Genomic DNA, 13672 nt, shown 5'->3' with positions numbered 1-13672 from the left:
CAACCGACTCGCCGCCCGTTGTTCAAAAATTAACATACGTTGTTTCCGCTTGGCCATTCTCAGACTAATGCAATTCTGCTTACATGACGCCAATGACAAATATATAAGCGAGCGCCGCGCATGCTCAGCGCAGAATTCGACTACATCATCATCGGCGCCGGCAGCGCCGGCTGCCTGCTGGCCAACCGGCTGTCCGCCGATCCCGCCAAGCGCGTGCTGCTGCTGGAAGCCGGCGGCAAGGACGACTATCCCTGGATACACATTCCCGTCGGCTACCTGTTCTGCATCGGCAATCCTCGCACCGACTGGTGCTACCGCACCGCGGCCGAGGATGGGCTGCATGGCCGCTCCCTGGCCTACCCGCGCGGCAAGGTGCTGGGCGGCTCGTCCTCGATCAACGGCATGATCTACATGCGCGGCCAGGCCGCCGACTACGACCATTGGGCCGCGCAGGGGAACAAGGGCTGGAGCTGGAGCGAAGTGCTGCCCCACTTTATGGAGATGGAAGATCATTTTGATCCCGAGCGGCCGCTGCACGGCCATGGCGGGGAATGGCGGGTGGAGAAGCAGCGGGTGTCTTGGGAAATACTGGACGCCTTCCGCGACGCCGCCGCCGAGCAGGGCATCGCCCCGGTGGCCGATTTCAACGGCGGCGACAACGCCGGCTGCGGCTATTTCGAGGTCAACCAGAAAAGCGGCTGGCGCTGGAGCAGCGCCAGCGCCTTCCTGCGTCCCGCTCGCGATCGCCGCAACCTGACGGTGCTGACGGGAGCGGAAGCGGAACGGCTGATGCTGGAAAATGGACGCGCCGCCGCGGTTTCCTTCATCCGCCAGGGCTGCCGGCAGCAGGCGCGCTGCCGCGGCGAGATCATCCTGGCCGCCGGCGCCATCGGCTCGCCGCTGCTGCTGCAGCGCAGCGGCATCGGTCCGGCGCCGTTGCTGGCGAGCCGCGGCATCGCGCCGCAGCGCGACCTCCCCGGCGTGGGCGCCAATCTGCAAGACCATCTGCAATTGCGGCTGGTGTTCAAAATACAGGGCGCGGCCACGCTGAACCAGCGCGCCGCCAGCTGGAGCGGCAAGCTGGCGATGGCCTGGGAATATCTATGGACGCGCAGCGGCCCGCTGGCGATGGCGCCCAGCCAGCTAGGCGCCTTCGCCCGCAGCGAGCCAAACGCCGCCACGCCCGATCTGGAATATCATGTGCAGCCCTTGTCGCTGGAGCGCTTCGGCGAACCGCTGCATCCCTTTCCCGCCTTCACCGCCTCCGTCTGCCAATTGCGGCCGCAAAGCCGAGGCCATGTCGCCATCGGCGGCCCCAGCCTCGCCTCGCCGCCCATCATCCAGCCCCATTACCTGAGCCATGCCGAAGACCGCCGCGCGGCCGCCGCCGCCATCCGGCTGACCCGGCGCATCGCCGCGTCTCCGGCGCTATCGCGCTACCAGCCCGAGGAGCATCTTCCGGGCCCTCAGCTTCAGAGCGAAGAGGAGCTGGTCGAGGCGGCGGGCCGGATCGGCACCACCATCTTCCATCCGGTCGGCACTTGCAAGATGGGAACGGACGGCATGGCCGTGGTCGACGACAGGCTGCGCGTGCGCGGCGTGGCCGGCCTGCGCGTGGCCGACGCTTCCATCATGCCGACCATCACTTCCGGCAACACCAACAGCCCGACGCTGATGATCGCCGCCAAGGCGGCGCTGATGATCGCTCGGGACAACGACACCCCGGCGCCGATCCGGACGCCGGCCACACCCGCAAAGGAGATTTCGACATGAGCAACAGCATGGCATCGACGGCCTCCGCCGTCGGCATCAGCCGCGCCGAACGCAAGGTAATCCTGGCCTCATCGCTGGGCACGATATTCGAATGGTATGACTTCTTCCTCTATGGCGCGCTGGCCGCCATCATTGGCAAGCAGTTCTTCACCGGCGTCAACGACACCACCGCCTTCATCTTCGCGCTGATGACCTTTGCCGCCGGCTTCGTGGTGCGGCCGTTCGGAGCGCTGGTGTTCGGCCGGCTGGGCGACATGATAGGCCGCAAATACACCTTCCTCGCCACCATCGTCATCATGGGCTTGTCCACCTTCCTGGTCGGCGTGCTGCCCGGCTACGCGACGCTGGGCATCGCCGCGCCCATCGCGCTGGTATCCTTGCGCATGCTGCAGGGCCTGGCCATCGGCGGCGAATACGGCGGCGCGGCCATTTACGTGGCCGAACACGCGCCGGACCACAAGCGCGGCGGCTACACCAGCTGGATCCAGGTGACCGCCGGCGTCGGCCTGCTGCTGTCGCTGCTGGTGATTCTGGCCTGCCGCAAGCTCACCGGCGACGCCTTCAACGAATGGGGCTGGCGCCTTCCGTTCCTGATTTCCATCGTGCTGCTGGCCATCTCCACCTGGATACGGCTATCGATGGAGGAGTCGCCCGCCTTCCTGAAGATGAAGGAAGAAGGCAAGCACTCCAAGGCCCCGATCAGCGAGGCTTTCGGCAACTGGCGCAACCTCAAGGTGGTGCTGATCGCGCTGTTCGGCTTCAACGGCGGCCAGGCCGTCACCTTCTACTGCGCGCAGTTCTACTCGCTGTTCTTCCTGACCCAGATTCTCAAAGTGGACCCGCAAACCGCCAACCTGATGCTGATCGCGTCGCTGATCCTCACCACGCCGCTGTTCATGTACTTCGGCCATCTGTCGGACCGCGTCGGCCGCAAGCCGGTGCTGATCGTCGGCCTGGCCCTGGCCCTGGCGCTGACCTTCCCCGCCTTCCGCTGGATGACCGCCTACGCCAACCCGGATGTCGCCGACGCCCAGGTCCGCGCGCCGGTCACCGTGGTGTCCGATCCTTCCGTCTGCCATTTCCAGTTCGACCCGATAGGCAAAGCCAAGCTGAATTCCCCATGCGACCAGGCCAAGGCGTTGCTGGCCAAGGACGGCGTGCCCTATCAACAAAAAGCGGCGGCGGTCGGCGTGACCGAGGTCCACATCGGCGATGCCGTGCTGACCAGCTTCGACAAGAAAACGCTGCAGGACGCGCTGAAGGCGGCCGGCTATCCCGACAAGGCCGATCCCGACAAGATCAACCACGCGATGGTGATCCTGATACTGGTGATGCTGTCCACGATCGCCGCGCTGACCTACGGCCCTCTGGCCGCAATGATGGTGGAACTGTTCCCCACCCGCATCCGCTACACCTCGATGTCGCTGCCCTACCACTTGGGCAATGGCTGGATAGGCGGCCTGATGCCCACCGTCGCCTTCTCGCTGGTGGTCTATACCGGGGATATCCTGTACGGCCTGTGGTACCCGATCGTGGTCTACGCCGTCAGCCTGATCGTCAGCCTGCTGTTCCTGAAAGAAACCTTCCGCAATGACATCCACCAGCACTAAGCGCCGGTAGATTCCAAGCGCCGCGCCGTCTCGCGGCTAACCGGACGCGGCTCTCCTCGCCGCGTCCGGCGCAGACGCTGGCGGGATCGCCTGCGGTTCCTGGCATTGCCAGCCAAAGACAGCGCAGCCATCAGTCCGTTCGCGCCGCGAAATGGCCCTGCGCCGCGGCCCCCGCACTCCCCGCCGCGTCTTCTTGCCGCCGCCATTCCTTGCAGGCCTGCGTCAGCGCAGCCTTGGCGCATAAGCTTCGCCAAGCGGGCTCCCCCCAACGCTAACGCGGCATCCGCGGGACAGCGCCGCTAAGCGGAAACGCGTATCCAATCCTCTCTGCCACAGTCTTCCGCATGTGCCATAACTCGATTACAGGCTGCCTTCGCAACAAGTAAAGCCCAGCATCCCCGGAGAGGCCGCCACCATGAAACCACAGATAATTATTAAATATGCAGCCATTAGCAACAAACAATTACAAATAACATCAATGAATATGTAAATAAATATGTAAAATAATGCTTTCAATTTAAAGTTTTCTTGTACTAGAATAGATTCACAACATTAATCAACAAAAAAAGCCTAGTTGATTAACTGTTTAATTTAAACTGGAACAAGAAAGGAAGGCCAACCATGAAACAACTGCATGCGCTGACTCTCGCAGCCTTGATTTCGGCCTTCTCCGCCGCCGCGTCCGCCCAGGGCGGCGAAGTCTTCTTCTACGGAGCCATCGTAGAAGGCGGCTGCAGCGCGCAAACCCATGCACTGAGCCAGCAAGAAAGCGCCAAGTCCGCTCTCGAGCTGAACGAGTGCGCCAGCCCCGCAGCCCTGACGCTGAGTGATCAACAAGCCGCGCTCAGCGTGCACAAGGGACAGAACAGCTATACCAGCCGCCAGTTGCTTCGCGGCGCGACCGCTCATGCCGGCGCGGTCAACCTCACAGTCGCCTACTTCTGACCTCTTCCCGCTAGTCAATCGCTCCCGATAAAGCAACCCGGGCAACGCAAGTTGCCCGGGTTTTCTGTTTCTATGTTGTTTTTCTACAAATAGGTCAAATCTGTTAATAAATACATGATTTGAAAGGAAATTCACACAGTTAACCAATCATTTACTTAAAACTACGATCAGGCGAACTGCCGGCTTTTTTTTAAACAAAATATTTAATATGTAACAAATTTCACTATGCAATCGTCTCTATTGGTAACATTCGCTTGCCATCAAATCTGACGAACAGAGCCGATGGCTACGCTGCAATGCTGTCATCCGAATCCAAACGGCAGCCGCGCGGCCCGAATCGACCCTTTCTTTACGGAGTAGTTAAGTCATGAAAAAGCTCGTTTTTGCCGGTTCCCTGATGGCTGTTGCCGCCTCTTCCGTCTTCGCCGCCGCCGGCACCCTGGACGTGAACGGTGAAATCGTGACCGCGGCTTGCGGCGTGGATCCGCAAAGCTCCAACCTGGTCGTGAACCTGGGCAAGGTGCCGACTCACGTGTTCAAGAAGGGCGGCGACCGTTCCGCCTCCCAAAACTTCGACATCAAGCTGACCGAGTGCGACACCAGCACCCTGAAGACCGTCGCCGTCCGCTTCGCCGGCGCCGCCGCTCCGGGCAACAGCCAACTGATGGCTACCACCGGCTCCGCCTCCGGCGTAGGCGTTCGTCTGCAGAACTCCACCGGCGAACTGCTGCAACTGGGTCAATACGGCAGCCCGGTCAACCTGGTTGACGGCACCAACACCCTGCGCTTCACCGCCGCTTACGAAGCCCTGGGCGCCGCCAGCGCCGCCGCTACCGTTACCCCGGGTACCGCCAACGGCCACGCTGAGTTCGACCTGAATTACAACTAATTCGCGAACGCTTTAAACGGAATGCATCTCCATTCCGGCCTCAGCTTCCTTGTGCCCCAATGATCCACACGGATCAGGTTTGTCCGCTGTCAGCGATGAGTAGTCTGCAAACCAGGGCACGGGGTTAGCCCCTCCCTCATCAGTCCAATGGCCATGCCGCCGTTGTCTGCGGCAGGGTGAGCCGTTGTCAGCAGAAACGATCCGGAGATGCGCAAGCCCCCGCCGCTGGCGTGGGGATGGAAATGGCTTCGGGCGATTGCACGCTCACTCGACACTGGGATACCCGCAGGCATGAACAGACAACGCACCTACATCGCCGCACTGGCCCTGGCGCTTGGCCCTGGTTTCGCGCATGCGGTCGAGTTCAACGACGCCTTCCTGCAACTGGGTCCCGACAACAGCGTCAACCTGGAACAATTCGAAAAGGCCGGCTACATCGTGCCCGGCCGCTATATCGTAGACATCTACCTGAATCAACGCTTCCTGCAGCAAATGGAGCTGGACTTCCGTCCAGACGGCCCCGAGCAGGAAGTACGCCCCTGCTTGCCGCCCGATCTGGTCCGCCAGCTTGGCCTGCGCGCGTCCATACTGTGGCCGCAGGACAGCCAATGCGTCGACCTGGCCGCTGTCAGCCAGGCCAAGGTCCGCTACTCCAAAAGCTCGGGCAAGCTGGACATCCAGATTCCGCAGGCCGAACTCGCCTTTCGCGATGAAGACTACGCGCCGCCGGAAACCTGGAACGACGGCATACCCGCCGCGATGCTGGATTACCGCTTGTTTTACCAGAAGACCGACAACGGCCTGGGCAGCAGCACCAGCAAGGTCACCAGCTACGGCGTGGCCGGCGCCAACCTCGGTCCTTGGCGCTTTCGCTCCAACTACCAGTACGACGACAGCATCCAGAACGGCAGCAAGCTGAGCTGGAACAGCACGCAGGTCTATCGCGACCTGCGCGGCCTGCAGGCGCGGCTGGCCTTGGGCGAGGTATTCAAGACCTCGGACATTTTCGACGCCTTCTCCATGCGCGGCGCCACGCTGTCCAGCGACGACCGGATGATCCCGCAAAGCCTGCGCGGCTACGCGCCGCAGATCAACGGCATCGCCAAGACCAACGCCAAGGTCACCGTGCGCAACCAGGGCCGCGTGCTGTACACCACCAATGTGCCGCCTGGCCCGTTCTCCATCCGCGACCTCGGCAGCACCGCGCAGGGCCAGCTGGAGGTCACCGTGGAAGAGGCCGACGGCAGCAAGCAAAGCTTCACCGTCAACACCTCCTCGGTGCCTTTCCTCACCCGCAGCGGCATGCTGCGCTACAAGGCCGGCATCGGCCAGGCGGACATGGCCAACTCATCCAAGCGGCCGAACATCGCCACCGCCGAGGCGTCCTACGGTCTGAGCGATACCCTGTCGGTGTACAGCGGCTTCATCGCCAGCGCAGACTACCGCTCGCTGGCGCTGGGCGTGGCCCAGGACATGGGCAGCTTCGGCGCGTTGTCCGCCGACGTCACCCAGGCGTCCGCCCACATGCTGGACGGCAAGGATTACAGCGGCAAATCCTATCGCCTCAACTACGCCAAGAAGCTGGAAAGCATCGACGCCGACCTGAGACTGTTCAATTACCGCTTCTCCGAACAGACCTACCGCTCGCTCAGCCAATACCTGAACAGCCAAAACGGCAGCTATGCCAACAACGACAAGCAGCGTCTGGGCCTGACCGCGAGCAAGGCCTTCGGCCGCACCACCATGTTCGTATCGGCGGAGCGCGCCACATATTGGAACAACACGCCCACCCAGCGCGTCGACCTGTCGCTGAACCGGGACATGGACCTGGGTCCGCTGCGCAACGTCAGCGTCAACCTGTCACTGCAATCGCTGCGCGACCAGAGCGGCAACAAGGTAGGCACCTCGCTGAGCTTCAGCGTGCCGCTGGAGAACAGCCGCCGCATCAACTACAACGTGCAGAACAGCGCCGGCAACACCAACCATCTGCTGAGCTATTCCGACAATAGCCGCCAGAATCACAGCTACAACGTCTCGGTCAGCGCCAATACTCAGGACGCCAAGCCTCAGCTGTCCGGAGACTACCACTACGCCGGATCGGCGCTGCTCGCCGACCTGTCCGCCAGCAAACAGCAAGGCGGTTACAGCAGCCTGTCGGCCGGCCTCGCCAGCTCGCTGCTGGTTCACGCCGGCGGCGTCAGCATGAGCACCGCCTCCACCGGCGAAACCCGCTTGCTGGTGGATACCGGCGGCGTCTCCGGCGTGCCCGTTTACGGCGCGCCCGCGGCCACCGACCGCAACGGCTACGCGGTGCTGACTGGCGTCAGCCCCTACCAAGGCCAGGATGTCCGCCTGGACGCCGACAACATGCCGGACACCGTGGAAGCCAGCGCGGCCGTGCGCCGCGTGGTGCTGACCGAGGGCGCGGTGGGCAAGAGCGAATTCCCGGTCAAGGTGGGCCGCAAGGCGCTGCTGCAAGTGCGCTTGCCGGATGGCAAGACGCCGCCTCTTGGCGCCACGGTCACCGACCTGACCACCAAGCACAGCATCGGCATGGTGGGCGACAATGGCCTGACCTTCGTCTCCGGCCTGAATGCTTCCGCCGCGATGGAGATATCCTGGGGCACGCAACGTTGCCGCCTGGCGCCGCTGCCGGCAGACTACGACCTGAGCCAGGGCGGCCGCGACGCCGTCTGCGCCCCGACGACCGAATGAACAAGGAATCGAACATGAACAAGCTGCAACGTGGCCTGGGACTGGCCGGCATGCTCGCCGCGCTGGCGCTGCCGATGGCCGCCAAGGCCAATATCCTGCTGGACCGCACTCGCGTCATCTACCTGGAACAGGACAAGAATGTCAGCATGGTGCTGACCAACAAAAACAGCGAACAGCCCTTCCTGGTGCAATCCTGGCTCAGCGACGGCGACGGCAAACGCCTGGCCTCGCCCTTCCTGGTATTGCCGCCGCTGCAACGGATAGAGGCAGCCGAAAAAGGCGTGGTGCGCCTGACCCGCATCCCGGACAACGCGCTGCCGCTGGACCGCGAATCGCTGTTTTACCTGAACATCCAGGAAATTCCGCCCAAGAGCGACAAGGAAAACGTGCTGCAACTGGCGATCAAGTCGCGCATCAAGGTGTTTTACCGTCCCAAGGACGCGCAACTGCCGCGCGGCGAAAATCCGGCCAAGCAGTTGCAGCCAGCCTTCGATGCCGCTTCTGGCAAACTGGTGCTGAAGAATCCCAGTCCCTACTACATCACGCTGACCGGCATCAGCCTGCCCGGCGACAAGTCGCCGCGCGACCTGAACGGCCAGATGGTGCCGCCCAAGGGCGAGGCGTCCATTCCGCTGAAGGCGCTGCCGGCATCGCTGAAGCTCAGCAACATCAACGACTACGGCGCGCAGGACACCTACACCTTCGCCTGCTCCGCCGGCGCCTGCCGTTACCAAGAAGACAAGCAGTAACCGTTTAAGCCTGACAGGGGAATGCCATGTTGACCGTCCGTATCGCCCGCCTGCTGTTGCTCGCCGCGCTCGCCGTGTTTCCTACGCTTAGCCATGCGCTGGCCTGCAAAGAAGGCGGCCGCGGCGGAAATGTGCTGATCAGCGAAGACATCGGCTCCACTGTCGCTGTGCCCATCACGGAAGTAGACGGCAAGGAAATCTGGTATTCCCAGCAACGTACAGTCAATGTTTTCTGTTACAAGGACAACAATATCCGCGAAGCGGAAGGCATTTACTTCTATCCCAATCCGAGAAACAACAATACCTCGCAAGGGGTGAAGTTCGGTGTGGAATACAAAGGCCAGACTTATTATCGGAGCGACCTCAGCCCCAATGGCAACGGCATTCCCACCGGATATGACATACCTGCGTGCCCCAGCAATGTCTCCTTGGACAAGTGCCCCACCGTCAACTTCACACTCAGCTTCAAAGTGACGATCGCCACCAAGAAGCCATATCCAGTCAATGGCCTAGTCGGCCTCAACCAATTCCAGGTGCTGCAATTCGATGGCAAATACGGCATCAACAACGCACCCAATAGCAATCTGGTCTACAAGGTCACCGGGCTGGACAAGATCCGCTTCATACCCTGCGCGGTGAAAGTGTGGCTCAATCCCGCCACCAATACGCTGGACTTCGGCCGAATCGTCAAGAGCAAAACCGGGCTGACGCCCTCCGCGCCAAGCAAAGGATTCACACTGGGGCTGCAAAAGACATGCGACGACCCCGTGCAGATCAACGGCTACTTCCGAGGCCTCAACGGCAAGAAGGACGACTACACCGCAACCCTGGTCAAGAAGAAGGATGGCAGCGACAGCGGTCTGGGCGTACAGCTCTTTTACGGCAACGGCAATCGGCTGCGCTTCGAACAATCTGAATACCTCGCCACCTTCAAGCAGGGCGACCACGACAAAACCGTGCAGATGTACGGCGTTATCGTGCCGACCAATCTAGGCATGGTTGAGCCGGGACCGTTCAAGGGCACCATCACGATCGACCTGCTCTATATCTGACGGCTTGAAATGGAAGAAAATCACATGAAACTCAGCGCCATCCTGATCGCCCTGGCCATCGCCGCGCCGCTGGCCCATGCCGGCGACGGCCGCCTGGACGTGTACGGCGAACTGGTCACCAGCGCCTGCGGCCTGGACCCCAATTCCCAACGCCTGGAAGTTGGACTGGGCCTGGTGTCCAGCCAGCGCTTCAAGAAGATAGGCGACCGCTCGCAGGCGGTGCCCTTCGACATCCGCCTGACCGAATGCTCGATCGACACCATGACCACGGTGGCGGTGCGCTTCACCGGGCCGCAAGACAACGAAAACCGCCAACTGATGGCCATCACCGGCAGCGCCGCCGGCATCGGCATCCGGCTGCAATCGCCCAGCGGCACTGACATCGCCTTGGGAGAATACTCGCCGCTGGTGGGGCTGACCAACGGCAGCAACAGCCTGCGCTTCAACGCGATGTACGAATCCACGCGCGCCGCCGCCGCGCCCGGACAGCCGGGCGGCATCCTGCCGGGCAGCGCGAACGGCCTGGCGCAGTTCGACCTGCGCTACATGTAAAAACGGCGGACCAAACGCCAGACTCCCTTCCGGGCCGGCCTGTCGCCGGCCCGCGCGCGAACGGACTGTCTATGCCGCGCGGCTGCGGTTACACTGTCTGTTCCCCCTAATCCCGCGCCCTCCGCCATGAGCCCTCGCCTGAACAGCCGCAGCCAATACCTGACCGTCAACCATCGCCGCTATCACCTCCGCCGCTGGGGGCCGGAAGACGCGCCGTTGCTGGTGTTGCTGCACGGCTGGATGGACAGCTCGGCCACCTTTCAATTCATGATCGACGCGCTCGCCGGCGAATGGCAGGTGGCGGCGCCTGACTGGCGGGGCTTCGGCGACAGCCAATGGAACGATGGCGGCTACTACTTCCCGGATTACCTGGCCGATCTGGACGATCTGCTGCGACAGCTGTCGCCCAACCGCCCGGTGAAGCTGCTGGGCCACAGCATGGGCGCGATGATCGCCGGCATCTACGCCGGCGTCCGTCCGGAAAGAATCGAAAAGCTGGTGCTGGCCGAAGGCTTCGGCCTCAATCCCACCCGCCCCGCCGAAGCGCCCGGCCGCTACGGCCGCTGGCTGCGCGAAAGCGCCCAGGACATCCGCTTCGACACGATGGCGAGCCTGGAGCAACCCGCGGACAGGCTGCTCGCGCGCAACCCGCTGCTGACGCCGGAGCGGGCGCGCTGGCTGGCGGCCGCGCTGACCCGTCCGGTGGATGGCGGCCTGGTCTACCGCGCCGACCCGCGCCACAAAATGGTCAATCCCGTGCTGTACCGGCTGGAGGAAGCGATGGCTTGCTGGCGGCGCATCTCCGCGCCGGTGCTGTGGCTGTTGGGCGAGCACCCCTTCGACCATCCCGTGGTCAGCGGCGTGCTGGCCACGCTGGATGAGCGCCGCGCCTGCTTCGCCCAGCTCAGCGAGGAGACGATAGCCGGCGCCGGCCACATGCTGCAGTGGGAAAAACCGGAACAGATGGCGGCCGAAGCCGAACGCTTCCTGCTGCGGAAAAGCTGAACGGGCCGGCAAAAAACCGGCCCCCGGCCGCTAGCCCAGATAGCGCGCCTCCAGATGCGCGCGGTAATGGGCGGGATTCAATGCCTCGCCGGTGGCGCGGCTCACCAGCTCATCCGTGCGCCACAGGCTGCCCTGGCTCCAGATGTTCTCGCGCAGCCAGCCGAACACCGGCTCCAGCTCGCCGCGGCCTATCCCGGCATCCAGGCCAGGCATCGCCCGCCGCATCGCCGCGAAATACTGCGCGGCGTACATCGCCCCCAGCGTGTAGCTGGGAAAGTAGCCGAAGGTATCGGTCCAGTGGATGTCCTGCAGGCAGCCGTCGCGGTAATTGCCGCGGGTATCGACGCCCAGATAAGCCATCATCTTCTCGTCCCACAGCGCCGGCACATCCTCGGCCTCGATCTCGCCATTGATCAGCGCGCGCTCGATCTCGAAACGCAGGATCACGTGCGCCGGATAGCACAGCTCGTCGGCGTCGACCCGGATATAGCCCGGCGCCACCCGCGTGAACAACTTGGCCAGATTGTCGGCGTCGAAGGCCGGCTGATCGCCGAAATGGCGGCGCAGCATCGGCGCCAGCAACTGCAGAAAGCCGCGGCTGCGCCCCAGCTGCATTTCGAACGACAGGCTCTGGCTCTCGTGTATGCCCATCGAGCGGGCGCGCCCCGCCGGCTGCGACACCATGTCGCGCGGCAAGCCTTGTTCATAGCGGGCATGGCCGGTTTCATGGATGATGCCCATCAGGCTTTGCGCGAAATCGTCGCCGCGGTAGCGGGTGGTGATGCGCACATCTTCCGGCACGCCGCCGCAGAACGGATGGGTGCTGACGTCCAGCCTGCCGCCGTCAAAATCAAAACCCAGCAGCTTCATCGCCTCCAGCCCCAGCTCGCGCTGCCGCTCGACCGGGAATGGCCCGCTCGGCGCGATCACGGCCTCGGCGGCCTGCTTGGCGCGAACGGCCTCGATCAGGCCCGGCAGCCAGGATTTGACGTCGTCGAAGATGCGCGCGATGTCGGCGCTCTTCATCCCCGGCTCGTACTTGTCCAGCAAGGCGTCGTAGCGGCTGCCGCCGCAGGCCTCCGCCAGCAGCGCCGCCTCTTGCCGCGCCAGCCGCAGCACCTCGCGGAAATTGGGCAGAAAACCCTGCCAGTCGTTGTTCTTGCGCTGGTCCCGCCAGGCGTGCTCGCAGCGGGCCGCCGCCAGCGTCTTGGCCTCCACCAGCTCGGCCGGCAGCAAGTTGGCCGATGCCCACTCCCTGCGCATTTCTCGCAAGTTGGCGCGCTGGAAGGCATCCAGCGCCTCCTGCTCCGCCTCCCGCAGCTGCCGCTCCAGTTCCGGCGCGGTGATCAGTTGGTGCATCAGCACCTGCAACTCGGCCTGGGCGGCGGCGCGCGCGTCATTGCCCTTGGACGGCATCATCGCCGCCTGGTCCCAGCTGGCGATGGCGCCCAAATGGGCAAAATGGTGCAGTTTCTGAAAGGTTCGGGTCAGGCTCTGATAGGCCGTCTGATTTCCCATGACATTCTCCCTTGTGTAGAAAATGCATGTTCACATCGGTTTTCTATCCCGTCAACCGCATGGATTTCCTTAAAATCACGCCATTCTCAGGCATAGCCGCCAGCCATTATCAATGAGTATCTCTCATCGATTTTTCGCTACGGCGAACTCTTGCGATGATGGGAGAAGGGAAAGGATTGCCAGTAGCCGAAATACTCGCGCACCAACGCCAGCAGGCGCTGCCTGGCGGCCGCGTCCGGCAAATGCTGCAGCAAAGCGTCCACCGCCATCCGGTAATGCTTGGAAGTCGGCGGATGGGGATCAAGCAGATACAGAAGCGCCTTCAAGAGCCGCTCGCGTTGCTGGATGTCGTCCTCGTCGGCGCCGTCCTCGAACGATTTGCCCAGATACAGCGCCAGCGAGGGAGGGAAACGGTCGAACGCCGCCACCTGCATCGCATCCAGCAAGGCGTCCATCGTTTCATGCCAGGGAAAGGAGGGATTCTCGGTGGAAAAACCGGCGCGCGCGGTCATCTCCACCATTTTTTTCATGTCGTCCAACCAGAAATAATAGAACTCGCGCACGCAGGTAATCGCCAGCACCCTATCCTCCGGCGGGCAGCCGGAGACGAAGGCGTCCACTCGGGCGTGGTAGTCTTCTGCGGTGCGCTTCGCGTCAGCCAGGCTGGCCAGCAGTCGCAGCAACATCGCCCGCCGCGCCTCCCGCACCCTCTCCGTCGCGCCTAGCCGGCCGATCAGCTTCAGATACGCATCCACCATCGCTTCTCGGTGGCTCATGCTGCACGCCTCCCTGCCATAGCCGCCTCCATTTCGGCGGAACCGATCCGCCTCAGATAGCGATAACGCAGCCGCGGCCCAGGAGAGT

The 13672-nt window shown here is 63.0% G+C and carries 11 protein-coding genes; 9 read left to right on the top strand and 2 right to left on the bottom strand.

Features of this window, described 5'->3' with window-relative positions; translation table 11 throughout:
* Positions 1-120 precede the first annotated feature (120 nt).
* From DK842_RS14040 to DK842_RS14000, 9 genes are all read left to right on the top strand, one after another.
* Entirely contained in the window at positions 121-1773 is a 1653-nt protein-coding gene (locus DK842_RS14040) for a GMC family oxidoreductase (RefSeq protein WP_114061999.1), read from the top strand.
* Positions 1770-3383, top strand: coding sequence for an MFS transporter (locus DK842_RS14035; protein ID WP_114061998.1), 1614 nt, complete (start codon positions 1770-1772; stop codon positions 3381-3383). Before DK842_RS14040 ends, DK842_RS14035 begins: the two co-directional genes overlap by 4 nt.
* Before the next feature lie 621 nt (positions 3384-4004).
* Complete coding sequence (locus tag DK842_RS14030; protein ID WP_114061997.1) at positions 4005-4328, top strand: hypothetical protein; 324 nt, start codon at positions 4005-4007, stop codon at positions 4326-4328.
* Positions 4329-4695: 367 nt separating this feature from the next.
* The gene (locus DK842_RS14025) at positions 4696-5217 is read left to right on the top strand and encodes a fimbrial protein (RefSeq protein WP_114061996.1); all 522 of its coding nucleotides are present in this window, start codon (positions 4696-4698) and stop codon (positions 5215-5217) included.
* A 291-nt stretch (positions 5218-5508) separates the two neighbouring features.
* Positions 5509-7932 (top strand): fimbria/pilus outer membrane usher protein, encoded by a 2424-nt coding sequence (locus tag DK842_RS14020; protein ID WP_168194886.1) that lies wholly within the window; start codon positions 5509-5511, stop codon positions 7930-7932.
* 14 nt (positions 7933-7946) lie between these two features.
* A complete protein-coding gene (locus tag DK842_RS14015; RefSeq protein WP_168191913.1) occupies positions 7947-8681 on the top strand; it encodes a fimbrial biogenesis chaperone in 735 nt (244 codons plus the stop codon).
* A 26-nt stretch (positions 8682-8707) separates the two neighbouring features.
* Positions 8708-9733 carry a fimbrial protein gene (locus DK842_RS14010; RefSeq protein ID WP_114061993.1) on the top strand — a complete coding sequence of 342 codons (1026 nt, stop codon included), beginning with the start codon at positions 8708-8710 and terminating at the stop codon, positions 9731-9733.
* A gap of 24 nt (positions 9734-9757) precedes the next feature.
* A complete protein-coding gene (locus tag DK842_RS14005) occupies positions 9758-10285 on the top strand; it encodes a fimbrial protein (RefSeq protein ID WP_168191912.1) in 528 nt (175 codons plus the stop codon).
* Positions 10286-10411: 126 nt separating this feature from the next.
* Positions 10412-11290 carry an alpha/beta fold hydrolase gene (locus DK842_RS14000; RefSeq protein ID WP_114061991.1) on the top strand — a complete coding sequence of 293 codons (879 nt, stop codon included), beginning with the start codon at positions 10412-10414 and terminating at the stop codon, positions 11288-11290.
* 30 nt (positions 11291-11320) lie between these two features.
* On the opposite strand, the gene DK842_RS13995 is transcribed toward DK842_RS14000, so the two are convergent.
* Together DK842_RS13995 and DK842_RS13990 are read right to left on the bottom strand one after the other, a co-directional pair.
* On the bottom strand, positions 11321-12808 hold the full coding sequence (locus tag DK842_RS13995) for a carboxypeptidase M32 (protein ID WP_114061990.1): 1488 nt from the start codon (positions 12806-12808) through the stop codon (positions 11321-11323).
* A 137-nt stretch (positions 12809-12945) separates the two neighbouring features.
* Entirely contained in the window at positions 12946-13584 is a 639-nt protein-coding gene (locus DK842_RS13990; protein ID WP_114061989.1) for a hypothetical protein, read from the bottom strand.
* Positions 13585-13672: the final 88 nt, after the last annotated feature.

It is taken from the genome of Chromobacterium phragmitis, assembly GCF_003325475.1.
Taxonomy (GTDB): domain Bacteria; phylum Pseudomonadota; class Gammaproteobacteria; order Burkholderiales; family Chromobacteriaceae; genus Chromobacterium; species Chromobacterium phragmitis.
This window is presented reverse-complemented; position numbering and strand designations above follow the sequence as displayed.

What these genes read in the sequence shown, in the direction of transcription:
- DK842_RS14010 (WP_114061993.1), top strand. Translation starts at nt 8,708, where the DNA reads ATGTTGACCGTCCGTATCGCCCGCCTGCTGTTGCTCGCCGCGCTCGCC.
- DK842_RS14030 (WP_114061997.1), top strand. Translation starts at nt 4,005, where the DNA reads ATGAAACAACTGCATGCGCTGACTCTCGCAGCCTTGATTTCGGCCTTC.
- DK842_RS14025 (WP_114061996.1), top strand. Translation starts at nt 4,696, where the DNA reads ATGAAAAAGCTCGTTTTTGCCGGTTCCCTGATGGCTGTTGCCGCCTCT.
- DK842_RS14035 (WP_114061998.1), top strand. Translation starts at nt 1,770, where the DNA reads ATGAGCAACAGCATGGCATCGACGGCCTCCGCCGTCGGCATCAGCCGC.
- DK842_RS14015 (WP_168191913.1), top strand. Translation starts at nt 7,947, where the DNA reads ATGAACAAGCTGCAACGTGGCCTGGGACTGGCCGGCATGCTCGCCGCG.
- DK842_RS14005 (WP_168191912.1), top strand. Translation starts at nt 9,758, where the DNA reads ATGAAACTCAGCGCCATCCTGATCGCCCTGGCCATCGCCGCGCCGCTG.
- DK842_RS13990 (WP_114061989.1), bottom strand. Translation starts at nt 13,584, where the DNA reads ATGAGCCACCGAGAAGCGATGGTGGATGCGTATCTGAAGCTGATCGGC.
- DK842_RS14040 (WP_114061999.1), top strand. Translation starts at nt 121, where the DNA reads ATGCTCAGCGCAGAATTCGACTACATCATCATCGGCGCCGGCAGCGCC.
- DK842_RS13995 (WP_114061990.1), bottom strand. Translation starts at nt 12,808, where the DNA reads ATGGGAAATCAGACGGCCTATCAGAGCCTGACCCGAACCTTTCAGAAA.
- DK842_RS14020 (WP_168194886.1), top strand. Translation starts at nt 5,509, where the DNA reads ATGAACAGACAACGCACCTACATCGCCGCACTGGCCCTGGCGCTTGGC.
- DK842_RS14000 (WP_114061991.1), top strand. Translation starts at nt 10,412, where the DNA reads ATGAGCCCTCGCCTGAACAGCCGCAGCCAATACCTGACCGTCAACCAT.